This is a genomic window from Streptomyces sp. NPDC050315, from assembly GCF_040655775.1.
GTDB lineage: Bacteria > Actinomycetota > Actinomycetes > Streptomycetales > Streptomycetaceae > Streptomyces.
Genome location: NZ_JBFAKN010000004.1, coordinates 518,794 through 543,639, shown reverse-complemented (window position 1 = coordinate 543,639; position 24,846 = coordinate 518,794). Strand labels below are relative to the sequence as shown.

20 protein-coding genes and 1 riboswitch are annotated in these 24,846 nt (G+C 70.9%); of the genes, 12 read left to right on the top strand and 8 right to left on the bottom strand.

Annotated features, from left to right (window positions below; all coding sequences use genetic code 11):
• Window positions 1-64: 64 nt before the first annotated feature.
• The 7 genes from AB0I82_RS17695 (at window position 65) to def (ending at window position 7,094) form a co-directional block, all read left to right on the top strand.
• Window positions 65-700 carry an alpha/beta family hydrolase gene (locus AB0I82_RS17695; protein ID WP_363258151.1) on the top strand — a complete coding sequence of 212 codons (636 nt, stop codon included), beginning with the start codon at window positions 65-67 and terminating at the stop codon, window positions 698-700.
• Between the two features lie 290 nt (window positions 701-990).
• Window positions 991-1,704, top strand: coding sequence for a sigma-70 family RNA polymerase sigma factor (locus AB0I82_RS17690; RefSeq protein ID WP_363258410.1), 714 nt, complete (start codon window positions 991-993; stop codon window positions 1,702-1,704).
• Complete coding sequence (gene rsrA / locus AB0I82_RS17685; protein ID WP_363258150.1) at window positions 1,701-2,084, top strand: mycothiol system anti-sigma-R factor; 384 nt, start codon at window positions 1,701-1,703, stop codon at window positions 2,082-2,084. Before AB0I82_RS17690 ends, rsrA begins: the two co-directional genes overlap by 4 nt.
• A gap of 138 nt (window positions 2,085-2,222) precedes the next feature.
• On the top strand, window positions 2,223-3,749 hold the full coding sequence (locus tag AB0I82_RS17680; RefSeq protein ID WP_363258149.1) for an HD-GYP domain-containing protein: 1,527 nt from the start codon (window positions 2,223-2,225) through the stop codon (window positions 3,747-3,749).
• Window positions 3,746-5,080 carry an HD domain-containing protein gene (locus tag AB0I82_RS17675; RefSeq protein WP_363258148.1) on the top strand — a complete coding sequence of 445 codons (1,335 nt, stop codon included), beginning with the start codon at window positions 3,746-3,748 and terminating at the stop codon, window positions 5,078-5,080. Before AB0I82_RS17680 ends, AB0I82_RS17675 begins: the two co-directional genes overlap by 4 nt.
• A 286-nt stretch (window positions 5,081-5,366) precedes the next feature.
• Window positions 5,367-6,353, top strand: coding sequence for a hypothetical protein (locus AB0I82_RS17670; RefSeq protein WP_363258147.1), 987 nt, complete (start codon window positions 5,367-5,369; stop codon window positions 6,351-6,353).
• A 96-nt stretch (window positions 6,354-6,449) separates the two neighbouring features.
• Window positions 6,450-7,094, top strand: coding sequence for a peptide deformylase (gene def / locus AB0I82_RS17665; protein ID WP_363258146.1), 645 nt, complete (start codon window positions 6,450-6,452; stop codon window positions 7,092-7,094).
• A gap of 53 nt (window positions 7,095-7,147) precedes the next feature.
• Here def and AB0I82_RS17660 read toward each other — a convergent pair whose 3' ends face one another.
• The 7 genes from AB0I82_RS17660 to AB0I82_RS17630 form a co-directional block, all read right to left on the bottom strand.
• A complete protein-coding gene (locus tag AB0I82_RS17660; RefSeq protein WP_363258145.1) occupies window positions 7,148-8,176 on the bottom strand; it encodes a ribonucleotide-diphosphate reductase subunit beta in 1,029 nt (342 codons plus the stop codon).
• Window positions 8,176-10,524: a ribonucleoside-diphosphate reductase subunit alpha gene (locus AB0I82_RS17655; RefSeq protein ID WP_363258409.1), complete on the bottom strand. Its 2,349-nt coding sequence runs from the start codon at window positions 10,522-10,524 to the stop codon at window positions 8,176-8,178. Before AB0I82_RS17655 ends, AB0I82_RS17660 begins: the two co-directional genes overlap by 1 nt.
• Before the next feature lie 218 nt (window positions 10,525-10,742).
• Window positions 10,743-10,885: riboswitch (cobalamin riboswitch) on the bottom strand.
• A 221-nt stretch (window positions 10,886-11,106) separates the two neighbouring features.
• Window positions 11,107-12,735, bottom strand: coding sequence for a monocarboxylate uptake permease MctP (gene mctP / locus AB0I82_RS17650; RefSeq protein ID WP_363258408.1), 1,629 nt, complete (start codon window positions 12,733-12,735; stop codon window positions 11,107-11,109).
• An 86-nt stretch (window positions 12,736-12,821) separates the two neighbouring features.
• Window positions 12,822-13,091 (bottom strand): DUF3311 domain-containing protein, encoded by a 270-nt coding sequence (locus AB0I82_RS17645; RefSeq protein ID WP_363258144.1) that lies wholly within the window; start codon window positions 13,089-13,091, stop codon window positions 12,822-12,824.
• Between the two features lie 459 nt (window positions 13,092-13,550).
• On the bottom strand, window positions 13,551-13,739 hold the full coding sequence (locus tag AB0I82_RS17640) for a YbdD/YjiX family protein (RefSeq protein ID WP_363258407.1): 189 nt from the start codon (window positions 13,737-13,739) through the stop codon (window positions 13,551-13,553).
• 55 nt (window positions 13,740-13,794) lie between these two features.
• On the bottom strand, window positions 13,795-15,936 hold the full coding sequence (locus tag AB0I82_RS17635; RefSeq protein ID WP_363258143.1) for a carbon starvation CstA family protein: 2,142 nt from the start codon (window positions 15,934-15,936) through the stop codon (window positions 13,795-13,797).
• Window positions 15,937-16,080: 144 nt separating this feature from the next.
• Window positions 16,081-16,842, bottom strand: coding sequence for a GntR family transcriptional regulator (locus AB0I82_RS17630; protein ID WP_223736780.1), 762 nt, complete (start codon window positions 16,840-16,842; stop codon window positions 16,081-16,083).
• A gap of 242 nt (window positions 16,843-17,084) precedes the next feature.
• Between AB0I82_RS17630 and AB0I82_RS17625 the strand changes: the two genes are divergently transcribed.
• From AB0I82_RS17625 to AB0I82_RS17610, 4 genes are all read left to right on the top strand, one after another.
• Window positions 17,085-18,338, top strand: coding sequence for an extracellular solute-binding protein (locus AB0I82_RS17625; RefSeq protein WP_363258142.1), 1,254 nt, complete (start codon window positions 17,085-17,087; stop codon window positions 18,336-18,338).
• The gene (locus AB0I82_RS17620) at window positions 18,335-19,306 is read left to right on the top strand and encodes a sugar ABC transporter permease (protein WP_363258141.1); all 972 of its coding nucleotides are present in this window, start codon (window positions 18,335-18,337) and stop codon (window positions 19,304-19,306) included. Before AB0I82_RS17625 ends, AB0I82_RS17620 begins: the two co-directional genes overlap by 4 nt.
• Window positions 19,303-20,133, top strand: coding sequence for a carbohydrate ABC transporter permease (locus tag AB0I82_RS17615; protein WP_363258140.1), 831 nt, complete (start codon window positions 19,303-19,305; stop codon window positions 20,131-20,133). The genes AB0I82_RS17620 and AB0I82_RS17615 overlap by 4 nt, the downstream gene beginning before the upstream one ends.
• A gap of 177 nt (window positions 20,134-20,310) precedes the next feature.
• Window positions 20,311-21,846 carry a glycoside hydrolase family 3 protein gene (locus AB0I82_RS17610; protein ID WP_363258139.1) on the top strand — a complete coding sequence of 512 codons (1,536 nt, stop codon included), beginning with the start codon at window positions 20,311-20,313 and terminating at the stop codon, window positions 21,844-21,846.
• 76 nt (window positions 21,847-21,922) lie between these two features.
• Here AB0I82_RS17610 and nagB read toward each other — a convergent pair whose 3' ends face one another.
• On the bottom strand, window positions 21,923-22,705 hold the full coding sequence (gene nagB, locus AB0I82_RS17605) for a glucosamine-6-phosphate deaminase (RefSeq protein ID WP_363258138.1): 783 nt from the start codon (window positions 22,703-22,705) through the stop codon (window positions 21,923-21,925).
• Between the two features lie 528 nt (window positions 22,706-23,233).
• Here nagB and AB0I82_RS17600 point away from each other — a divergent pair.
• Window positions 23,234-24,706 carry a PAS domain-containing sensor histidine kinase gene (locus AB0I82_RS17600; RefSeq protein ID WP_363258137.1) on the top strand — a complete coding sequence of 491 codons (1,473 nt, stop codon included), beginning with the start codon at window positions 23,234-23,236 and terminating at the stop codon, window positions 24,704-24,706.
• The last annotated feature ends 140 nt before the right edge of the window (window positions 24,707-24,846 follow it).

The following is a 24,846-nucleotide window of genomic DNA, read 5'->3' as shown; positions in this document are numbered from 1 at the left end:
CAGACGTGCTCTTCTGACCGGTCGCCGGGCCCGTTTCCCGGGCCCGGCGGGGCAGGATGGCCCCATGAGTGAGAGCGAGACGGTCGGCACACCGGCGGGCGACGCCCGGATCACCTGGCACCACGCCCAGGGCACGGCGCGCACGGTGCTCGCCGTGAGCCACGGCGCGGGCGGCGGCATCGAGGCACGGGACCTGGCGGCGCTGGCCGCGGCGCTCCCGGAGCGCGGCGTCACCGTCGCCCTCGTGGAGCAGCCCTGGCGCGTGGCGGGCAAGAAGCTGGCGCCCGCGCCGAAGGCCCTGGACGCGGCCTGGACAGCGCTGTGGCCCGCGCTGCAGAAGCCCGGGCTGCCGGTCGTCGCGGGCGGGCGCAGTGCGGGGGCGCGAGTGGCCTGCCGTACGGCGCGTGAGCTCGGCGCACACGCCGTGCTCGCCCTCAGCTTCCCGCTGCACCCGCCGGGCAAGCCGGAGAAGTCCCGCGCCGACGAGCTCACCGGCGCCGGCGTGCCCACCCTGGTGATCCAGGGCGGCCGCGACCCCTTCGGGCGCCCCGAGGAGTTCCCCGAGGGCACCGGGATCGTCGAGGTGCCGCACGCCGATCACGGTTTCGCCGTACCGAAGAAGGCCCCCATCGCCCAGGACGAGGCCCTCATGCTGATCGTGGAGGCGGCCGCCGAGTGGCTGGTCGGGCTGCCCGACTGACCTCCGCGGGGCCTTCCGGATCTCCCTGGGGAGGCGCGGGAATGCACGGCGCCCCCGCTCTGTTGTCCGTGGCGTAGGCAGGTACGCACTGGTACGCACGAGGAATGGGAGTCCACCGCATGGGGATCGCATGCCCGGCCCGACCGCAGGGCCCCAGCTGGACGGTGCCGCAGCCGGCACAGCTCCACGCGGGACACCACGTCACGGCTGGAGCGGCGGTGGTACCGGATCGTCGTCTATTCTCCGATTCGAGCGGATCCGCATCCGGATCCGGCACGGTGTTGGAGGAGGTGGGTCCGGTCAGCGGTACCGACGCAGGGACCGACGGCACGGCACAAGCACATGACGAGGGCCGGCCTGAGGCTGCCCGCGCGGAGACGAAGGGCGAGTCGGAGGCCGAGCGCAATGCGCGCTTCGAGCGTGACGCGCTCACTTTCCTGGACCAGATGTACTCCGCCGCGCTGCGTATGACGCGCAATCCGGCGGACGCGGAGGACCTGGTACAGGAGACGTACGCCAAGGCGTACGCATCCTTCCACCAGTTCCGCGAGGGCACGAACCTCAAGGCATGGCTGTACCGCATCCTGACCAACACCTTCATCAACTCCTACCGCAAGAAGCAGCGGGAGCCGCAGCGCAGCGCGGCCGAGGAGATCGAGGACTGGCAGCTCGCGCGTGCCGAGTCGCACATGTCCACGGGCCTGCGCTCCGCCGAGTCGCAGGCGCTGGACCACCTGCCCGATTCGGACGTGAAGGAAGCCCTGCAGGCGATCCCCGAGGAATTCCGCATAGCGGTGTACCTCGCGGACGTGGAGGGGTTTGCGTACAAGGAGATCGCCGACATCATGGGAACTCCCATCGGCACGGTGATGTCCCGCCTGCACCGTGGCCGCCGACAGCTGCGCGGCATGCTCGAGGACTACGCCCGTGACCGCGGGCTGGTCCCGGCCGGAGCGGGCGCTGCGACGACGGAGTCGCACGATCGGAAAGGCTCCACATCATGAGCTGCGGAGACCCGCACGAGACGGACTGCTCCGAGGTCCTTGACCACCTGTACGAGTATCTCGACCGCGAGATGCCGGACGGGGAGTGCACGAAGTTCGAGGAGCACTTCGACGAGTGCTCGCCCTGCCTGGAGAAGTACGGCCTCGAACAGGCCGTCAAGAAGCTCGTCAAGCGCTGCTGCGGACACGACGACGTGCCCACCGACCTGCGCTCGAAGGTCATGGGGCGGATCGAGCTGATCCGGTCCGGCGAGGCCGTGCCCGAGAAGAGCGTGCTGGAACAGGCGCAGGAACAGGCACAGGCACAGGCCGAGGGCCCCGGACACCAGGCCGGACCGACCGAAACCGATGCACGCACCGAGGCGGCGCGCGCCGAATAACACGCCGGGTCACTCCATCGGGTGAGGGCCGGCTGATGAGCCCCACCCAATCCCCGGATGCGCCCGCACGCGCCGCTCACGCCTTCTAAGCTCACCCGGACCTGAAGCGTCATCGCTCGGTACGGGGAGGAGGGCGCCATGCGGCAGCTGCCCATGGGCGCGTACGCGTACATCGGATGTGCTGTCCTGGCGGCGGCCGGCTGTGCCGCCCCCGCCGTTCTGCCCGACGCGGGCACCCACTGGCCCACCGTGGCCCTGCTCGCCGTGCTCTACGCCGCCTGCGAGCGGATGCGCGACTGTCCGCTGACCTCGGGACGCCGCCGGGCCGGCGCGCCGGCGCACGGCGACGGCATGCCGCCCCGCTGGGGCTGCCCCGTGCTGCTCGCCGGGGTCTTCCTGCTGCCGCCCGCCGCTGCCGCCCTGGCAGCGCTGCCCGGCGCGCTCCTCTCCAGTACGGCGGAGCGCTCGCCCGTAGCGCGCCGCGTCTGGCACGCGGCGGAGCTGGCCCTGGCCGCCTGGGCCGCAGCCCAGGTCTTCGGCGCGGGCGGCAGCCGCGCCGTCCTCACCCCCGAATTCCCCTACGCGCTGCTGCCCGCCGCGGCCGCCACCACCGCCTTCTGCGCCGTCCTGGCCGCCCTGGACGGCGGCGTACTCGTCGCCGCCGAGCGGCACCCGCCCCGCACCGCCTGGCGCGGCCTGCTGCTCCGCTCGCTCGCCCCGCACCTGGTGCACGGCCTGGCCGGGCTGATGATGGCCGTCCTCTGGCGCAGCTCCTACGGGCCCGCCGCCGCCCTCCTGGTCCTGCTGCCCATGTACATCTCCTGCTGGGTCTTCGCGCAGTACCACCGGGAGCGCGCCGCCCACCAGGCCACCATCCGCGCCCTCGTCCAGGCCGTCGACCTCAAGGACCGCTACACCCGCGGCCACAGCGAGCGGGTGGGCCGCGCCTCGGTGATGATCGCCCGCGAGCTGGGCATGGCCGAGGAGCGCCTCGAAGTACTGCGCTTCGCCGGCATCCTGCACGACGTCGGAAAGCTCGGCGTACCCACCCGGCTGCTCCGGAAGGACGGCCCGCTCACCTCCGAGGAGCGCCGCGTCATCGAGCTGCACCCGGAGTACGGCCACGAGATCGTCCGCGGCATCGGCTTCCTCGGCGAGGCCAGGGCCGCGATCCTGCACCACCACGAACGCATGGACGGCAAGGGCTACCCCTACGGCCTCCGGGGGCGCGAGATCCCCGAATTCGCCCGGGTGGTCGCGGTCGCCGACGCCTTCGACGCGATGACCTCCACCCGTTCCTACCGCCGCGCCCGCCCGGTCGCCGCCGCCGTCGCCGAGCTGCGCCGCAGCGCGGGCGCCCAGCTCGACCCCCGTATGGTCCGCGCCCTGGTCGCCGCGCTCGCCCGGCACGGCTGGCAGCCCGAGGTCGTCACCGCGGGCGCCGACGGGCCCGCGCTGCCGCCGCCCCGGCGCGCGGGCGTCCCCCTCCGCAGGCGCCCGGCCCCGGAGGCCGCCACCCGGCCCGGTACGGCAGCGCTGCCGGGCACTGCAGGGCTGCCCGGTACCGCAGGGCTGCCGCATCCCGGGGCCGCCGCGACGCCTGGCGGGGCGCCGCCCGGCGCCGCAGCCCCGCCGCACCCCCGCGTCACCAAGGGCGACCGGTGAGCGGCGCCGCGCCGCGGACCGCAGCGGCGGGTCACACCGACCCGCCCGCCGCCCCGCACCGCACCGGCACCCCCCGCGCCGTCGCCCTCGTCCACGCCGCGGCCGGCGCCCTCGCCTGCCTCGCGCTCGGCCACACCCTCTGGCACGGCCTCGCCGACCCCGGCATCGCGCTCGCCTTCGGCGCCCTCATAGCGGTCGGGGAGCTGGCCCGCTGGGGCGCGGGGCCGCCCACGCGCGGCGGCGCCGGCGCGCTGCCCGGCGACCGCGAGAGCGCCCCGCTCGGCGTCGCCGGAGCCCTGGCCTACGCCCTGCTCGGCGAGGTCGCCGGGCGGCCCACCACGCACGGCGTCCTGCAGATCGTCGCCGTCGTCGTCGCGGCCGGGCTCATCGGCCTCGTCCCCCATGTGGCGCTCGGCCGCGGCCCCGCCCTGGACCACATCGCCCGCCGCGTCCTCACCGTCGGCTTCGCCGCGACCTGCTTCCAGCCCCTGTACAACACCGGCCGACTGGCCGCCTGGATCGGCGACGGCACGTACTACACCTGCTTCCTCCTCGGCATCCTCGTGCTCACCGCCCTGTGCGACGCCGTGCTCGCCGCGGCCCTGGCCAGGGCCCGTACCGGCTGGCCGTACGGCCCCCTCCTCCGCGACGAACTGCGCTCCCTGCTCGGCATCGGCTCGGCGATCTGCGCGACGGGCCTGGTCATCGCGCTCGCCACGGCCGTCGCCGGGCTGTGGGCACTGCCCGTCTTCTGTCTGCCGCTGCTACTCACCCAGCTCTCCTTCCGCCGCTACGCCGCCGTGCGCGCCACCTACCGGCAGACCATCGCCTCCCTCGCCCGCGCCACCGAGATCGCCGGCTACACCCCCCAGGGTCACGCCCGCCGGGTCGCCGTCCTCAGCCGCGCCGTCGGCCGGGAACTGGGCCTCGGAGAGGCCGACTTGAACGTCCTGGAATACGCGGCACTGATGCACGACATCGGCCAGCTGTCCCTCGTGGACCCGGTGACCGGCGGCGCCACCGCCGGGCTGCCCGCCGCCGAACAGCGCAGGATCGCCCTGCTCGGCGGGGCCGTCGTCCGCCAGACCGGGGTGCCCGCGGAAGTGGCGGTGATCGTCGAGCGGCAGGCCGACCCGTTCCGGGAGCAGCCGCTGCCCGCCCGCATCGTGCGCACCGTGAACGCCTACGACGACCTCGCGGGCGGCGACGGCGGCCCCGGGGGCACGCTGCGCGCACTGGAACGGCTCCGTCTGTCGACCGCACAGGACTTCGAACCCCGTGTGGTGGAGGCCCTCGCCCGGGTGCTCTCCCGGCCCCTCGCCCCGGCCTGACCGGCGCTTTGCGCCGTGTGCGCGGTGCCCACAGGGGTAGCCGTTACTTATCGGGGTACCGGTTCAAGGTCACAGAACCGATGGGTAATGAGCGGCCTCGGGAATGGGCATGGTTGGATGCGAAGGAGGGCCCCCGGGAGCGGGGCCCAGGGGGCTGCGCGAGGCAAGGAGCAGCAGGGGGCGCCGGTCATCGGGCTGAGCCCGGCGGCAAACTGTGGCAGGTTGTCGAGTGAGCCCTCGGCCGTCCACCGGACGGCACCAAGGAAGCAATCGGCAGGCGGGAATCGTGAAGATCTTCGGCAAGGTACGGCACCGGCCCTCCGCCTCGTGGCGGCAGGCGACCGACCGCGCTTTCACGCTGATCGGCGACGGCCGTTACGAGGACGCCGGCGCGCTGCTCACCCGCGCCGCCGACATGGAGCCGTGGCTGTCGGAGTCCTGGTTCAACCTCGCCCTGCTGCACAAATTCCGGCACGACTGGGAGCAGGCGCGCACCGCCGGACTGCGCGCCGTCGCCCTGCTGGAGCGCGAGGCCGGGGCCCCCGACTGGTGGAACGTGGGCATCGCGGCCACCGCCCTGCAGGACTGGCCGCTGGCCCGCCGCGCCTGGCAGGCGTACGGACTGCACGTCCCCGGTGAGGGCGCGCCCTCCGGGGAGCCGCGCGGCATGCAGCTGGGCAGCGCCGCGGTCCGCCTCTCGCCCGAGGGCGAGGCCGAGGTCGTCTGGGGCCGCCGGCTGGACCCCGCCCGCATCGAGGTGCTCTCCATCCCGCTGCCGTCCTCCGGGCGCCGCTGGGGCGAGGTCGTCCTGCACGACGGCGTCCCGCACGGCGAGCGCACGACCACGGCCGGGCCCTCCTATCCCGTCTTCGACGAGATCGAGCTGTGGGCGCCCTCTCCGGTGCCCACCTGGGTCGTCCTCCTGGAGGCCGCCGGCGAGGCCGACCGGGACGCCCTGGAGCGGCTGGCCGCGGACGCCGGGTACGCCGCCGAGGACTGGTCCTCCTCCGTCCGCCTGCTGTGCCGTACGTGTTCCGAGAGCCGGATGCCCAGCGACGAGGGCGAGGGCGGGCAGCTGGACCCGCACGACCACAGCGAGCCCGGTCATCCGGGCCCGCTCGGGCACCGCACGGCCGGCTCCGGCTCCCTGTGGGTGCCCGAGCGCGAGTGCGGCATCGCCGCGCCCGCCGGGCTGGTACGCGGCCTGCTGGACGGCTGGGTGGCCGACAGCCCGGACACCCGCGAGTGGCGGGACCTCGAAGAGGTCTGCTGAGTTCCCTGCGGCCACGGGCGCACGGCGGGCCCCCGTACCCTGTACGGGCAGCTAAGAAGAATCTTTGCGGAACATCGCGGAAGGCGTGCGGCGGACATGGCGCAGCAAACTGGGTTTGATCAGGACGGCGACCAGCAGGTGGACACCGAGTTCATCGATGACGTGACCGACGCGGACGCGCGCGAGAAGGCGTACCGCGAACGCGGCACCTCCCGCCCGATCACCGTCGTCGGCAACCCCGTCCTGCACAAGGAGTGCAAGAACGTCACGGAGTTCGACGACAAGCTCGCCCAGCTCGTCGACGACATGTTCGCCTCCCAGCGCACCGCCGAGGGCGTGGGCCTGGCCGCCAACCAGATCGGCGTCGACCTGAAGGTCTTCGTCTACGACTGCATGGACGACCAGGGCGTACGCCACGTCGGCGTAGTCTGCAACCCGGTCCTGGACGAGCTGCCCGCCGACCGCCGCGTCCTGGACGACTCCAACGAGGGCTGCCTCTCGGTCCCCGGCGCGTACTCCGAGCTCGCGCGCCCCGACTACGCGGTGGTCCGCGGCCAGGACATCGAGGGCAACCCCATCGCCGTCGAAGGCACCGGCTACTTCGCCCGCTGCCTCCAGCACGAGACCGACCACCTCTACGGCTACCTCTACATCGACCGCCTCTCGAAGCGCGACCGCAAGGACGTCCTGAAGCAGATGGCGGAGGGGACCCCGCGGTATCCGGTGGTCGCCAACGACTGAGTCCTGCCGAGCGAGTGCCCCGCGCCCCCCCCCGAGGGGCGCGGGGCATCGTTTTAGAAGTCGTCGTCGAACGCGACGGATCCTTCGACCGCGACCTGGTATGCGGAGGCGCGGCGTTCGAAGAAGTTGGTCAGTTCCTGGACGTTCTGCAGCTCCATGAAGGAGAACGGGTTCTCCGAGCCGTACACGGGTGCAAAGCCGAGCCGCTGCAGGCGCTGGTCGGCGACGCACTGCAAGTACTCGCGCATCGACGCCGTGTTCATGCCGGGCAGGCCGTCGCCGCACAGGTCGTGGGCGAACTGCAGCTCAGCCTCGACGGCTTCGCGCATCATGTCGGTGACCTGCCGGCCGAGGTCGTCGTCGAAGAGGTCGGGCTCCTCCTCGCGTACGGTGTCGACCACCGCGAAGGCGGCGTTCATGTGGCACGTTTCGTCGCGGAAAACCCAGTTCGTCCCCGTCGCCAGGCCGTGCAGCAGGCCCCGCGAGCGGAACCAGTACACGTATGCGAAGGCGCCGTAGAAGAACAGGCCCTCGATGCAGGCCGCGAAGCAGATCAGGTTCAGCAGGAAGCGGCGGCGGTCGGCCTTGGTCTCCAGGCGGTCGATCTTCTCGACGGAGTCCATCCAGCGGAAGCAGAACTGCGCCTTCTCCCGGATGGACGGGATGTTCTCGACGGCGGCGAACGCGTCGGCGCGGTCGTCCGGGTCGGGCAGGTACGTGTCCAGCAGCGTCAGATAGAACTGGACGTGCACGGCCTCCTCGAAGAGCTGGCGGCTCAGGTAGAGCCGCGCCTCGGGGGAGTTGATGTGCTTGTACAGGGTGAGCACGAGGTTGTTCGCGACGATCGAGTCGCCGGTCGCGAAGAAGGCGACCAGGCGGCCGATCAGGTGCTGCTCGCCCGGCGAGAGCTTGGCGAGGTCGGCCACGTCGGAGTGGAGGTCGACCTCCTCCACGGTCCAGGTGTTCTTGATCGCGTCGCGGTAGCGGTCGTAGAAGTCCGGGTACCGCATGGGGCGCAGGGTCAGTTCGAAGCCCGGGTCGAGGAGGTTCTTCTGACGCTTCTCGGTGGTTTCGGTGGTCATTACTGGCAGGCCTCGCAGGACTCGGGGTTTTCCAGGGAGCAGGCGATCGCCTCGGGGTCGGCCGCCTGCTGGGGTACGGGGGCGGTGGCGGCGACCGTGCCGCGCGCGGACTGCGCGATCCGGGTGGCCGGGCGCGACCGCAGGTAGTACGTGGTCTTGATGCCGCGCTTCCACGCGTACGCGTACATCGAGCTGAGCTTGCCGATGGTCGGCGCGGCCATGAAGAGGTTCAGGGACTGGCTCTGGTCCAGGTAGGGCGTGCGGTCGGCGGCCATGTCGATCAGCGCGCGCTGCGGGATCTCCCACGCCGTGCGGTACAGCGCGCGGACCTCCTCGGGGATCCAGGGGACGTCCTGGACCGAGCCGTTGGCCTCGCGCAGCGCGTCACGGGTGCGCGCGTCCCACAGCCCCAGCGCCTTGAGCTCCTCGATCAGGTACGCGTTGACCTGCAGGAACTCCCCGCTCAGCGTCTCGCGCTTGAAGAGGTTGGAGACCTGCGGCTCGATGCACTCGTACACGCCCGCGATGGAGGCGATGGTCGCGGTGGGGGCGATCGCCAGGAGGAGTGAGTTTCGCATGCCGGTTGCCGCGATACGGGTGCGCAGCGCGGCCCAGCGGTCGGCCCAGCGGGGTTCGGCATTGGGGTAGTGGTCGGGGTGCAGGACGCCGCGGGCGGTGCGGGTCGCCGCCCAGTTCGGGTGCGGGCCGTGCCGCTCGGCGAGGTCGGCGGACGCCTCGTACGCGGCGAGCATGATCCGCTCGGAGATACGGGTGGACAGCTCGCGCGCCTCGGGGGAGTCGAACGGCAGACGGAGGCGGAAGAAGACGTCCTGCAGGCCCATCAGGCCCAGACCCACCGGGCGCCAGCGGGAGTTGGACGCGCCGGCCTGCTCGGTCGGGTAGAAGTTGATGTCGACGACGCGGTCGAGGAAGGTGACGGCGGTACGGACGGTGGCGTCCAGCCGGTCCCAGTCCATCGTGCCGTCGGCGCCCAGGTGCGCGGCGAGGTTGACCGAGCCGAGGTTGCAGACGGCCGTCTCGCCGTCGTCCGTGACCTCCAGGATCTCCGTGCAGAGGTTGGAGGAGTGGACGACGCGGCCCGGCTCGGCGGTCTGGTTCGCGGTGCGGTTGGCGGCGTCCTTGAAGGTCATCCAGCCGTTGCCGGTCTGCGCGAGGGTACGCATCATCCGCGCGTACAGCGTCCGGGCCGGGACCGCCTTTATGGCCTTCCCCTCGGCCTCGGCCTTCCGGTACGCGGCGTCGAACTCCGCGCCGTACAGATCGACCAGCTCCGGCGCGTCCACCGGCGAGAACAGCGACCAGTCCGCGTCGGCCTCGACGCGGCGCATGAACTCGTCCGGGATCCAGTGCGCGATGTTCAGGTTGTGCGTACGCCGCGCCTCCTCGCCGGTGTTGTCGCGCAGCTCCAGGAACTCCTCGATGTCCGCGTGCCAGGTCTCCAGGTACACGCAGGCAGCGCCCTTGCGGCGGCCGCCCTGGTTCACCGCGGCGACACTCGCGTCGAGGGTCCGCAGGAACGGGACGATGCCATTGGAGTGCCCGTTGGTGCCGCGGATCAGCGAACCGCGGGCGCGCACGCGGGAGTACGAGAGGCCGATCCCGCCGGCGTGCTTCGAGAGGCGCGCGACCTGGTGGTAGCGGTCGTAGATCGAGTCCAGCTCGTCCAGCGGCGAGTCCAGCAGGTAGCAGGAGGACATCTGCGGGTGGCGGGTGCCGGAGTTGAAGAGCGTGGGGGAGGAGGGCAGGTAGGAGAGAGTGCTGGTCAGCTCGTACAGCGCGGCGACGTCCTGGACGGCGCGCTCCGAGTGGTCCTCGGCCAGGCCGCACGCCACGCGCAGCAGGAAGTGCTGCGGGGTCTCGATGACCTGGCGGGTGATCGGGTGCCGCAGGAGGTAGCGGGAGTAGACCGTGCGCAGGCCGAAGTAGCCGAAGCGGTCGTCGGCGCCGTCCGCGAGCGCCTTGTCGACGAGCGCGTCCAGTGCGGCGGCGTGCGTGGTGACGAACTCGGCCGTGCCGTCGGCGATCAGGCCCTCGCGGTGACCGGTGGCGACCGAGGCGGCGAAGCCCGTCGCGCCCTGGCTCGCGGCCTCCTCGGCGATCGCGGCGGTCAGCAGGCGGGCGGCCAGCTTGGAGTACTGCGGCTCGTCGCCGATCAGCCCGGCCGCGGCCTCCATCGCCAGCTCGCGCAGCTCCGCCTCGTCCGAGCCGGCGTGCCGGCCGCGCAGCGCGGCCGCGGCGATCTTGCCCGGGTCGGTGGCCGGCAGGTTGGCGGTGAGGTCGGTCAGGGTGCGCAGCAGGGCCGTACCGGGGCCGTCCTGGGCCTGCACGGTCGACGGCCGCGCCTCCTGCGCCGTCTGCGCCTCTTGTGCTGACTCCGCTGGCGCGATGGTCACCTTGTGCTCTCCTCACTCGGCTGGGGCCGGGGAGGGCACGACGGAGGCGTACGGGCAGCCGCGCCAAAGCCCTGCCGGGCACGCGGGCACACCACGCAGCGTCCACCGGCCCAACCCACGGAGCCCGGACGTCTCGACGCCCGTACCGGAACGGAGACGGGCGTACCGTCGGCAGGTCCTCGGACTCGGCGAGCGCGCAAATGCCCACTCAGCACACCGTTGCGGGACAGTTCCGGATTCGCACCGGATTCCCCTGCGGCGACAGCGAGGACGAGCATACATCTTGTGTCGGCTTTCGCGACCGTCCCCATATCTTGTGTCGCGGCACAACTGTCCGTGCTGTTGTCAGTGCCGTCCGCTACGTTCGGAATCGACTGGTGGGGGATGGGCGCGGATCGGGGGAGCCGAGCCGGATACGGCAACGGGCCGCCGGATTGCCCGGCGGCCCGATGTCGTGCGGAGGTTCTTGTGCAGAGGTTGTCGTGCGGAGGTTGTCGTGCGGAGGGGGGAGTGGCGTCAGTGCGCCGCCCCGGCCCCCGCTCCGGCCGTGGCCGGCGGCAGGTCGGCCTGTACGCCCTTGTCGCCGACGTCCGCCGTGTAGTCCTCGGGCGAGGTCTCGTCGACGCCGTCGGGCGCCTTCGTGGCCCGCAGGACGACCGTCAGGACCACCGTCACCACGACGTTCAGTACGAACGCGGTCAGACCGATGTAGCCGATCTCCCCGATGCCGGGGATCTCCGCGCTCGAGCCGCCGAAGTGCTTCTGGGTGGGGCTGGCCACGCCGTACGCCGCGGCCGTGCCGTACACCATGCCGACCGCCCAGCCGGCGAGCAGCGCCCAGCGGTGGAACCAACGGGTGAACAGGCCGCCCACCAGCGCCGGCATGGTCTGCAGGATCCAGATGCCGCCCAGCAGCTGGAAGTTGATCGCCACCGTCTTGTCCATCGTCAGGACGAACGCCAGCGCCCCGACCTTCACCAGCAGCGACACCAGCTTGGCGACCTTGTGCTCCTGCGCGGGCGTGGCGCCGGGCTTCAGGAAGTCCTTGTAGATGTTGCGGGTGAAGAGGTTCGCCGCGGCGATCGACATGATCGCGGCGGGTACCAGCGCGCCGATGCCGATCGCGGCGAACGCCACGCCCGTGAACCAGTCGGGGAACATGTTCTCGAACAGCTGCGGGATCGCCAGCTGGCCGTTCTGCACCTTGACCCCGGCCGCGATCGCCATGAAGCCCAGCAGCGCGAGGAAGCCGAGCATCAGCGAGTACAGCGGCAGGATGGTGGTGTTGCGGCGAATCACGTTGCGGCTCCGCGAGGAGAGCGTCGCGGTGATCGAGTGCGGGTACATGAACAGCGCCAGCGCCGAGCCGAGCGCCAGCGTCGCGTACGCCCACTGCGCGTTCGGACCGCTCGCGAGCTCCCCGCGCGGCTTGCCCGTGGCCGGGTTGGTCTCCGCGAAGGCGTCGCCCGCCACGTGGAAGATGTGCTCGAAGCCGCCCAGCTTGATCGGGATGTAGATGATCGCCACCGCGATGACGAGGTAGATCAGGCCGTCCTTGACGAACGCGATCAGCGCGGGCGCGCGCAGCCCGGAGGAGTAGGTGTACGCGGCCAGCACGCCGAAGGCGATCAGCAGTGGCAGGTCCTTGATGAACCAGTGCGTGCTCTCGCTGCCGCCGACGCCCATCACGTCCAGGACGGCCTGGATGCCCACGAGTTGCAGCGCGATGTACGGCATCGTGGCGAGGATGCCGGTGAGCGCGACGGCCAGTGACAGGGCCTTGGAGCCGAAGCGGCCGCGCACGAAGTCCGAGGTGGTGACGTACCCGTGCTTGTGCGACACCGACCACAGGCGCGGCAGGAACGTGAAGATCAACGGGTAGACGAGGATCGTGTACGGCACGGCGAAGAAGCCGGCCGCACCCGCCGCGTAGATCGCCGCGGGGACGGCGACGAAGGTGTACGCGGTGTACAGGTCGCCGCCCAGCAGGAACCACGTCACCCACGTGCCGAAGCTGCGGCCGCCCAGGCCCCACTCGTCGAGGTTCTCGGACTGCTCGGCCTTGCGCCAGCGCGCGGCCAGGAAGCCCATGACCGTCACGGCGATGAAGAAGAAGATGAAGACGGCCAGCGCGATGCCGTTCACGCCGCCGGTCGCGTCCGCCGCGAGCGCGTTTCCGCCCGGGACGGCCGGGACGGCCGCGGTGGCCGGGAGGTTCGTTGCCATGGTCATCACTTCGACGCACCGTCCTTACGGGCGCGAAGCTCACGCTGCTCACGCCGCACGAGCTTGTACGCGATCATCGTCAGCCCGGTCGAGACCAGCACCCAGAGCATTTGGTACCAGTAGAAGAACGGGATGCCGATCAGCGTCGGCTCGACCTTCGCGTACGAACTCACCCAGAGCATCGCCACGAACGGAGCGAGCAGGCACAGGCCGGCCACCACACGTGTGGGCGTGACGATCGGCCCGGAACGGGGTGTTTCGGCTGGCTCTGACATATCCGCTGCTCCATCCCTGGCGATCATCTGTAAGGCCAGGAAATCTAAGCGCCCAAAGCCGCCGACGTCACCAGCTGTCCGCATATCGGTACGGACACGGTTTGGGGGCGGGCGGGTCGGTAGGGGGCCGCTTCGGACCGGGCCGGTCCGTACGGGGGCGGTTTGGGCCCGGCCCACACTCCCGGGGCCTCCCCCCGCCCCCCTCCACCTCCTCCTAGCCCTCCCCCTCCACCTCGCCCTGCTGCCCTCCCTCTTCACGCGCGGCGGCCGGCGGCGGAGGCGGCCCGGGAAACGCGGCGGATACGGTGCGGGGCACGCGGCGCCGCCGGCGGGGGCGGGGAACGCAGCGGAGACGGCGCGGGCGACGCGGCGCAACCACCACGGCGCAGCGCAGCCACCGCGGGGATCCGGGCGGAGGCGGTGCGGGGGAACCTCCTGCCCCTCCACCACCCGCCCCTCTCAGCAGCAGCGGAAGCCCGAGCGGGGGTCCGCCTCCCTCGCGTCCGTCCTGCGGCGCTCGAACTCGGCGCGTGTCGGTACCGGGGCGTCCGGGGCGTGCCGGTGGAGGTGCTCGACGTACCGGTCGTACGCCGACTCGCCGGTCAACTCCCGCACGTACCACCGGACGCCGCGCGCCCACCGCGCCACGGTGGCCCGCCACTGCGGCGCCCCGCCTGCCCTCCGCGTCGGCTCGCTCACGTCCTCACCGCCTGGCCCCCTCGTCCCCGGCCGCCGCCAGCTCCGCCTTCTCCTCCGGGGTGGCTATCAGGCCGGCCGGGGCGATGAGACGGGAGGGGACATAGAGGGCCTCGTGCAGGGGGGTTGCGTTGGGAGTGCGGAGGTGGCGGATGCAGACGCGGGTCGCGTCGGCGATCACTACGACGATCAGCAGGGCCAGTACGGCTGACAGCACGCCGTCCACCGTGGAGTTGGTGACGACCGTGTGCATGTCGTCCATCGACTTCGCGGGCGGCAGGACCTTCCCCGCGTCGATCGCGTCCTGGTAGATCGCGCGCTGGGTGAAGAAGCCCACCTTCGGGTCGCCGGAGAACACCTTCTGCCAGCTCGCGGTGAGCGTCACCACCGCGTCCCAGGCCAGCGGTATGCCCGTGATCCAGGCCCACTTCAGCCGGCCGGACTTCACCAGCAGCGTCGTGCACACCGCCAGCGCGACCGCCGCCAGCAGCTGGTTGGAGATGCCGAAGATCGGGAAGAGCTGGTTGATGCCGCCGAGCGGCTCGTGGACGCCCACCCAGAGGAAGTACCCCCACAGGCCCACCACGGCCGCGCTGCACAGGATCAGCCCGGGCTTCCAACTGACGTCCCGGAACGGCCTGTAGGCGTTGCCCAGCATGTCCTGGAGCATGAAGCGGCCCACTCGCGTGCCCGCGTCCAGCGCCGTCAGGATGAACAGCGCCTCAAACATGATCGCGAAGTGGTACCAGAACGCCTTCATCCCGGCGCCGCCCACCACTTGCGAGAAGATCTCCGAGACGCCGACGGCCAGTGTGGGCGCGCCGCCCGTCCGGGAGAGCAGTGTCTGCTCCTCCACGGACCTGGCCGCGGCCGCCAGTTGGTCCGGGGAGATCGAGTAACCGAACTGGGCGACCGCCTGGGAAGCGGACTGGACGGAGTCGCCGATGACGCCCGCCGGCGCGTTCATCGCGAAGTACAGGCCGGGGTCGATGATGGACGCGGCCACCAGCGCCATCACCGCGACGAACGACTCCATCAGCATCGAGCCGTACCCGATCATCCGGATCTGGGTCTCCTTCTGCACCATCTTCGGTGTGGTGCCCGAGGAGATCAGCGCGTGGAAGCCGGACAGCGCGCCACAGGCGATCGTGATGAACGCGAACGGGAAGAGGGAGCCGGCGAAGACCGGGCCGTCGCCGCGGCCCGCGAAGTCCGTCACCGCGTCCATCTGCAGCGTCGGCAGAGCGATCACCACGCCGAGGGCCAGCAGGGCGATCGTGCCGATTTTCATGAACGTGGAGAGGTAGTCGCGGGGCGCGAGCAGGGTCCAGACGGGGAGCACCGAGGCGACGAAGCCGTATGCCACCAGCCAGATGACCAGGGTCTTCGGCTGGAGGGTGAAGGTGTCGGCCCAGGAGGACTCCGCGACCCAGCGGCCGCCGACGAGGGCGAGGAGCAGCAGGGCGATGCCGAGGAGGGAGACCTCGGTGATCCGGCCGGGGCGGAGGAAGCGCAGGTAGACGCCCATGATCAGCGCGATGGGGATCGTCATGCCGATGGAGAAGGTGCCCCAGGGGGACGCGGCCAGCGCGTTGACGATCACCAGGGCCAGTACGCCGAGCAGGATGATCATGATGGCGAAGGCGGCGAGCAGCGCCGCGGCCCCGCCGAACGGGCCGATCTCCTCGCGCGCCATCTGGCCCAGCGACTTCCCGTCCCGCCGGGTGGAGAAGAAGAGCACCACCATGTCCTGCACGGCGCCCGCGAAGACGACCCCGGCGATGATCCAGATCGTGCCGGGGAGATACCCCATCTGCGCCGCGAGCACCGGTCCGACCAGCGGTCCCGCGCCCGCGATGGCCGCGAAGTGGTGGCCGAGCAGGACGCGGCGGTCGGTGGGGTGGAAGTCGATGCCGTTGTTCAGCCGCTCGGCCGGGGTGGCGCGGTTCTTGTCGACCCGCAGCACGCGCGTGGCGATGAACCGCGAATAGAAGCGGTACGCGATGGCGTACGTGCCGAGCGCGGCGGCCACCATCCAGGCCGCGGAGACCTCCTCGCCGCGGCCCAGTGCGAGCAGGGTCCAGCCGGCGGCGCCGATGAGCGCAACGGCTGTCCAGATGACGATCGTTCGCGGTGATGTCGTACGCACTGGCCGTCCTCCCGTCCTGACGGTGACGGAAGGACCGTAAAGCAGGGAATGTGACGTGCGCTACACCCTGTGGACAACCAGGGTGACGGGGATGTGCACTTCCGTTTCGACGCCGGGCGGGCCGCCGCCTCCCCGCCCGTACCGCTAGTCGTTCGGCCGCTGCAGCCGGGCCACGAACTTGTACCGGTCGCCGCGGTACACCGAGCGCACCCACTCGACCGGTTCGCCCTGGGGGTCCAGGGAGTGCCGGGAGAGCATCAGCATCGGCAGGCCCACGTCCGTGCCCAGCAGGGCGGCCTCGCGCGGGGTGGCGAGGGAGGTCTCGATGGTTTCCTCGGCCTCCGCCGGGCGGACGTCGTAGACCTCGGCCAGCGCGGTGTAGAGCGACGTGTACTTGACGAGATTGCGGCGCAGGGCCGGGAAGCGCTTGGCCGACAGGTGCGTGGTCTCGATCGCCATCGGCTCGCCGCTGGCCAGCCGCAGCCGTTCGATGCGCAGCACCCGGCCGCCCGTCGCGATGTCCAGCAGCCCGGCCAGCCGGTCGTCGGCGGTGACGTACCCGATGTCCAGCAGCTGCGAGGTGGGCTCCAGGCCCTGGGCGCGCATGTCCTCCGTGTAGGAGGTCAGTTGCAGCGCCTGGGAGACCTTGGGCTTGGCGACGAAGGTGCCCTTGCCCTGGATGCGTTCCAGCCGTCCCTCGACGACCAGTTCCTGCAGGGCCTGCCGCACGGTCGTCCGCGAGGTGTCGAACTCCGAGGCCAGGGTGCGCTCGGGCGGTACGGGGGTGCCCGGCGGCAGCGTCTCGGTGATCTCCAGCAAGTGCCGCTTGAGCCGGTAGTACTTGGGCACCCGCGCGGTGCGCGCGGCTCCGCTGCCGGACTCCGCGCCGGCCTCGTCGGTCTCCATGCCCCGCCCTTCCGACTCCACTCGTGCTGTCGTCACCGGCTCCTCCGTACGTAGCGGCTCACATCGTGGCACGGGTGGGGTGCCGATGCTCCCTCGCAGGTCCGCGCCTGCCGGATGTCGGTCCGGTAACGGAGCCGACAGCGACTCTTATACACCTCTTGACACCCCTAAAGGTCTAGGCCAAGCTGCGGGCACTGGTCTAAACCATTAAAGACCACACATAGCCATTAGGGGAGTGTGCTGTGAAGCGTGGGCTGATCGCGGCGACGGCAGTCGCGGGAATGCTGGTAAGTGTCGCGGCCTGCGGGTCCGGCGAGTCGGCGGGGGCGGACGAGAAGAGCCTCACCGTATGGGTCATGGACGGCTCCACCCCACCGGGCTGGACGAAGGATGTCACGGCCGCCTTCGAGAAGAAGACCGGAGCCAAGCTGAACATCGAGATCCAGAAGTGGAACGGCATTCAGCAGAAGATCACCACCGCACTCTCCGAGGAGAACCCGCCGGACGTCATCGAGGTCGGCAACACCCAGACCCCCGCCTACGCCAAGACCTCCGGCCTCGCCGAACTGGACGACCTGAAGAAGGAGATCGGCGCCGACTGGACGCCGTCCCTGAACAAGTCGGCCGTCTACCAGGGCAAGCAGTACGCAGCGCCCTGGTACGCCGCCAACCGCGTCGTCATCTACAACAAGAAGATCTGGGCCGAGGCCGGCATCAAGGACACGCCGAAGACCCGCACCGAGTTCTTCAAGGACTTGGACACCATCCAGAAGAAGACCGACGCCGAGCCGCTCTACCTGCCCGGCCAGAACTGGTACTTCTTCGACGGCCTGACCATCGGCACCAAGGCCGACCTGGTGAAGAAGCAGGGCGGCAAGTGGGTCTCCAACCTCGCCGACCCCAAGGTCGCCAAGGCCATGGACATCTACAAGCAGTACCAGTCCTTCAGCAAGGCCCCGAAGGACAAGGACGAGGCCACCCCGCAACAGGGCGAGGTCTTCGCCAAGGGGAAGACCGGCGCGTTCATCGGCATGGGCTGGGAATCGGGCATCGCCATCAAGGCCAACCCGAAGATCGAGAAGGACATCGGTTACTTCACCATCCCCGGTGAGACCGCCGGGACGCCGGAAGGCGTCTTCCTCGGCGGCTCCAACCTCGCCGTCGCCGCCGGCAGCCAGAAGCAGGACCTCGCCAAGAAGTTCCTGAAGATCGCGCTCTCCGACAAGTACGAGGGACAGCTCGCCCAGGAAGGCGGCGTCATCCCCAACAAGGAGTCGCTGCAGAGCGCCCTGAAGGGCAACCCGGCGGCCGAGGCGGCAGCGCCCGCCGTCGCCGGCGGCGGCACCACCCCGCTCATCCCCGAATGGGGCGCCGTGGAGAACCCGCCCAACCCGATCAAGACGTACATGACCGCCGTCCTGAACGGTAAGTCCCCGATGGACGCCGCCCGGCAGGTCGAGGGCGAGTTCAACAAGCGCCTCGGCCAGCAGCAGTGAGCACGAGCACCACCGACGTACGGCCCCGTAAGGCGGTACGGCCCGTAAAGGAAGCGCCGCGGCCCGCCAAAGAAGTGCGGCGCCGCGCATACGGGCCGTACCTCCTGCTGCTGCCCGCGCTCGCCGTCACCGCGGTCTTCCTCGGCTGGCCCATGGTCACCAACGGACTGCTGTCCCTCCAGAACCTCAACATGGGACAGCTGATCCAGCACGCCACCGAGTGGAACGGCCTGGACAATTACGGCGAGGTCCTGGGCAACGAGGAGTTCTGGCGGGTCTCGCTCCGCTCCCTCCTCTTCACCGCCGCCAACGTCGCCCTCATCATGGCCATCGGCACCCTCACCGGGCTGCTCCTCGCCCGGCTCGGCCCCCGTATGCGGCTCACCCTCCTGTTCGGGCTCGTCCTGGCCTGGGCCATGCCCGTCATCGCCGCCACCACCGTCTACCAGTGGCTCTTCGCGCAGCGCTTCGGTGTCGTCAACTGGGTACTGGACCGCCTCGGATGGCACGGCATGGCGGACTTCAACTGGACCGGCAGCCAGTTCTCCACCTTCTTCGTCATCACCGTCCTGGTCGTCTGGCAGTCCGTACCCTTCGTCGCCATCAACCTCTATGCAGCGACGACCACCATCCCCAAGGAGCTCTACGAAGCGGCCGCCCTCGACGGCGCCGGAGTGTGGAAGAGCTTCACCTCGGTGACCCTGCCCTTCATCAGGCCGTTCCTCTATGCGACGACCTTCCTCGAAGTCATCTGGGTCTTCAAAGCCTTCGCCCAGGTGTTCGCCATCAATGAGGGCGGCCCGGAGCGGCTCACCGAGATCCTCCCCGTGTACGCCTTCGTCGAGGGCATGGGCAACCAGCACTACGGCATGGGCGCGGCCATCTCGCTGCTGACCATCCTCATCCTGCTGGCCCTGACCTCGTACTACCTCCGGATCGTGCTCCGGCAGGAGGAGGACGAGCGATGAAACGCAGTCTCTTCGGCCGGATCTGGCCCAACGCGACGGCCCTGTTCCTGACCGCGGGCTTCCTCTTCCCGGTCTACTGGATGTTCAGTACGGCGCTGAAGCCGACCGGCGACATCATCAGCGAGGACCCCGTGTGGTTCCCGCTCACCCCGACCCTCGAACACTTCCGCACCGCCGTCAGCGCCCCGAATTTCTGGCGATATGTCGGCAACTCCGTCACCGTGACCGTCCTCGCCGTGGGCATGTCGCTCGTGATCGCCCTGCTGGCGTCCTTCGCCATCGCCCGGATGCGCTTCAAGGGCCGCCGCGGCGTGATCGTCACCTTCATGATCGCCCAGATGGCGCCCTGGGAGGTGATGGTCATCGCGATCTACATGATCGCCCGGGACGGCGACATGCTGAACAGCCTGCTGCCCCTCACCTTCTTCTACATGGTCATGGTGCTGCCCTTTACGATCCTCACCCTCCGCGGCTACATCGCGGCCGTCCCCAAGGAGCTGGAGGAATCCGCCATGGTCGACGGCTGCTCCCGCCACCGGGCATTCACCAGGATCATCCTCCCGCTGCTCGCCCCCGGGCTGATGGCCACCTCGCTCTTCGGCTTCATCACCGCCTGGAACGAATTCCCCCTCGTCCTCATCCTCAACAAGCAGGCCGCGGCCCAGACCCTGCCCGTGTGGCTGTCCGGCTTCCAGACCAACTTCGGCGACGACTGGGGCGCCACCATGGCCGCCGCCTCCCTCTTCGCCCTGCCCATCCTGATCCTCTTCCTCTTCCTGCAGCGCAAGGCGGTCGGCGGCCTCACCTCGGGCGCGGTGAAGGGATGACGCGACCGCCCGCCTGCCTCCGCGCCGGGACCGCCGGTCTGCGATCTGATGAAAGCCGCGCCCGGTCCAGTACCGCCTACCGGTCCGGCGCCGCCTTCTGGTCCGGTACCGCCTCCGGTCCGGTACCGCCGCCCGCCCGCCTGCTTCTTCATGCGCAGTGAAGGGACCCGCAGCTCCATGACGACGCTCGTACGCTCCGCCGCCACCCTCACCCGCGACGCGCTGGCTGTTCTCCAGCCGGGCTTCACCGGGACCGACGCACCGGACTGGCTGCTGCGCCGGCTCGGCGAGGGCCTCACGTCCGTCGGTCTGTTCGGACGCAACGTCCACACCCCCGAGCAGCTCGCCGCCCTGAGCGCCCGCCTCCGCGCCGAGACCGACGGCATCCTGATCGCCATCGACGAAGAAGGAGGCGACGTCACCCGCCTCGAAGTACGCGGCGGCTCCTCCTTCCCCGGCAACCTCGCCCTCGGCGCCGTCGACGACACCGGCCTCACCCACGCCGTCGCCCGCGAGTTGGGCCGCCGCCTCGCCGACTGCGGCATCACCCTGAACTGGGCCCCCAGCGCCGACGTCAACTCCAACCCCGGCAACCCCGTCATCGGCGTACGCTCCTTCGGCTCCGACCCGCACCTGGTCGCCCGGCACACCGCCGCCTACGTCCAGGGCATGCAGTCCGCCGGCGTCGCCGCCTGCACCAAGCACTTCCCCGGCCACGGCGACACCGCCGTCGACTCCCACCACGACCTGCCCCGCATCGACGCCGCCCGCGACACCCTGTACGCCCGCGAACTCGTACCTTTCAAGGCGGCCGTCGTGGCCGGTACGAAGGCCGTCATGAGCGCGCACATCCTCGTCCCCGCCCTGGACGGCGACCTGCCCGCCACGCTCAGCCCCGCCGCCCTGCACGGCCTGCTGCGCGCGCCCGTCGCGGCGGGCGGCCTCGGCTTCGACGGCCTGATCGTCACCGACGCCGTGGAGATGCGGGCCATCGCCGCTACGTACGGAATCGAACGCGGCAGCGTGCTCGCCATCGCCGCCGGTGCCGACGCCATCTGTGTCGGCGGCGGGCTGGCCGACGAGGCGACCGTCCTCCGCCTCCGCGACGCCCTGGTGCGCGCCGTGCGCTCCGGCGCCCTCCCGGAGGAACGCCTCGCCGACGCCGCCGCGCGGGTCCGCGCGCTCTCCCGGTGGACGCGGGAGAGGGGAGGACGCGGGGTCGCCGGCGGCACGCCGAGGGACCCGGAGGTCGGCCTGCGGGCCGCTCGCCGGGCGCTGCGCACGACGGTGAGCGGTGGACCGTACGAGCCGTTGCGTACGCCCGCGTACGTTGCCGCCTTCACGCCGGTCGCCAACATCGCCGTCGGCGACGAGACCCCCTGGGGCGTCGCCGCCGAACTCGCGCGGCTGCTCCCCGGAACCGACACCGGCGGTTACAGCGCCGCCCGCGCCGCCGAGACCGGTACGCCGGAAATGGTATCAAATGTGCTGCATGAGGCGGGTGATCGCCGGATCGTCGCCGTGGTACGCGACGTGCACCGGCACCCCTGGATGGCCGAAGCCCTCACCGCCCTCGTCGCCGCCCGGCCCGACACCGTCGTGGTCGAGATGGGCGTCCCGCAGGCGCCGCCCACCGGAGCGCTGCACATCGCGACGCACGGGGCCGCCCGCGTCTGCGGCCGCGCGGCCGCAGAGGTCATCACGGGCGGCTGAGGCCGCAACAAACGCACTGGTGCCGAGCCCCGCGGGACTCGGCACCAGTGCGTTTGTGTGTTCCGTACGGGAAGCCTTACAGCCCCTGCCACTCCGGCTTGGCCGCGTACGTCGCGCGGAAGTAGTCCGCGAGCTTGAGCTTCGAGGCGGCCGCCTCGTCGACGACCACCGTGGCGTGCGGGTGCAGCTGCAGCGCGGAGGCCGGCACCAGCGCGGACACCGGACCCTCCACGGTCTGCGCCACCGCGTCCGCCTTGCCCTCGCCCGTGGCCAGCAGTACCAGGTGACGGGCCTCCAGAATGGTCCCGATGCCCTGGGTGATGACGTGGTGCGGCACCTCGTCGAGGCTGTCGAAGAACCGGGCGTTGTCCTCCCGGGTCCGCTGCGTCAGCGTCTTGATACGCGTACGGGAGGCGAGCGAGGAGCACGGCTCGTTGAAGCCGATGTGCCCGTCGGTGCCGATACCCAGCAGCTGGAGGTCCACGCCGCCGGCCTCGGCCAGCGCGCGGTCGTAGGCGTCACAGGCCGCCTGGAGGTCCTCGGCGGCGCCGTCCGGGCCCATGAAGGAGTCGGCGCCCAGACCGAGCGGCGCGACGACCTCGCGCAGCACCACGGAACGGTAGGACTCGGGGTGGCCCGTGGGCAGTCCCACGTACTCGTCGAGCTGGCAGATACGGGCCCGCGAGGCGTCCACGGCCCCCGCCGCGACCTTGTTCGCGAGCGCTTCGTAGATGGGCAGCGGGGTCGAGCCGGTGGCCACGCCGAGCAGCGCGTCGGGCTTGCGCCTCAGCAGGGCGGCCATGGCCTCGGCGATCAGCTCGCCGCCTTCCTTGGCATCCGGGACGATGACAACTTCCACGCTGGGCCTGCCGTTCTGGAGAGGGGGCAAGTGGTATAGACCACTCTAGCAGCGGCTTCACGGCCCCGTAGTGCCCTTGGCGCACAGCCGCACACACCACCGCAATTCCATGCTCCGCGCTCCCCACCCGAGGGGCTACCGCAGACCTTTTGCCCCTGGTGAGAACGGTGACGGCCCCCGCTCCTCAGGGGGAGCGGGGGCCGTTCGTACGTGTCATATGTGCCCGGAAACACCCGCGGGCCGCGGCGCCGGGACAGGACCCTCAACCTGTCCGGCACCGCAGCCCGGAGCTGACATCGGCCGGTGCACGCCGTGAGGTGTGCGGTTCCTCGCGGCGCCCGGTCCGGCCGATCGGAGGCCGCGGCGCAGTCAGGGCAGAGAGCGCCTCGGTCCTCTATCCGTCCTCCTGTGCGGGGAGGGCGGAGGCCTTTTACCGATTCATTGTGGACTAGACCATGCGCATCAGTCCATGCCTGTGCACGGTCAACGGATACACCGTACGCCGGTAGGCTCGCTTTCGTGCCCTCCATGAACGATCTCGTCCGCCAGCACACCGCTCTGAGCGACTCCGACCTCGAGTGGCTCCATCTCCTGGTCTCGGAATGGCAGCTGCTCTCGGACCTGTCCTTCGCCGACCTCGTCCTGTGGGTGCCCACCCTGGACGGCACCCGGTACGTGTCCGTCGCGCAGATGCGCCCGAACACCGGGCCGACGTCCTACCAGGACGACATGGTCGGCCATCTGGTGCCGCGCGGCCGCCGCCCCATGCTGGACACCGCGCTGGACGAGGGGCGCATCGTGCGCGAGGGCGACCCCGAGTGGCGCGAGGAGGTTCCCGTACGGGTGGAGTCCATCCCCGTACGCAGGGATGGCCGGGTGCTGGGCGTGATCGCGCGGAACACCAACCTGCTCACCGTACGGACGCCCAGCCGGCTGGAGCTCACCTACCTGCAGAGCGCGTCCGACCTGGCGCAGATGATCGCCGCAGGATCGTTTCCCTTCCCCGGCCAGCAGGTCGACATGGACGCCTCGCCGCGCGCCGGCGACGGGCTCATCCGGCTCGACGCGGACGGCGTCGTCCAGTACGCCAGCCCGAACGCGCTCTCCGCGTACCACCGTCTCGGGCTCGCCGCCGACCTCGTGGGCCACCACCTCGGCCGGGCCACCGCCGAACTCGCGCCCGCGCGCGGGCCGGTGGACGAGGCTTTGGTCAAGCTCGCCAGCGGCTGGGCGCCGCGCGAATTCGAGGTGGAGGGCGACGACGGCGTCATTCAACTGAGAGCCATCCCGCTCAAACCGAAGGGCACGCACATCGGTTCGCTCGTGCTGCTGCGCGACGTCACCGAATTGCGACGCCGAGAGCGCGAATTGATTACGAAGGACGCGACCATCCGGGAAATCCACCACCGGGTGAAGAACAACTTGCAGACAGTTGCCGCCCTCTTGCGGCTGCAGGCCCGCCGGATGGATTCGGTACAGGGACGCGAGGCGCTGAACGAGGCGGTCCGCCGGGTCGGTTCCATCGCGATCGTCCACGAGACGCTGTCCCAGACCTTGGACGAGCGGGTGGAGTTCGACGAGATCGCCGACAGGGTGCTCGCCATGGTGGCGGAGATCTCGCCGGGGAAGGTGGCCGGGCGGCGCAGCGGTCGCTTCGGAATCCTGGACGCCGAGGTCGCGACCCCGCTGTCCATGGTGCTCACGGAGGTCCTCCAGAACGCGCTGGAGCACGCCTTCGCGCCGGGGGAGCAGGGCACGGTCGAGGTGGGCGCGGTGCGCGGCGGCAGCAGTACGGAGCCGCGGCTGCGGGTCACCGTTCAGGACGACGGCCGCGGGCTGCCCGAGGGGTTCGACCCGCAGCGCGCCGGCAACCTCGGGCTGCAGATCGTCCGCACGCTGGTCGAGGGTGAGATGAGCGGCACATTCGACATGCTCCCGGCCCCCGGGCGCGGCACCCAGGTGGTGCTGGACATCCCGGTCCGGGCCGAAAAGAAACACTGAGCGCCCCGGCGCGGGCGGCGCGCTTGGTGGCGTATCTCACGCGGTATGCACCACCGTGCGCCCCCTCCGGTACGGCCATACGGAGGCGTGCGCGGACAGCAGTAAGCCCCGGACCGAGTTACGGTCCGGGGCTCAAAGCT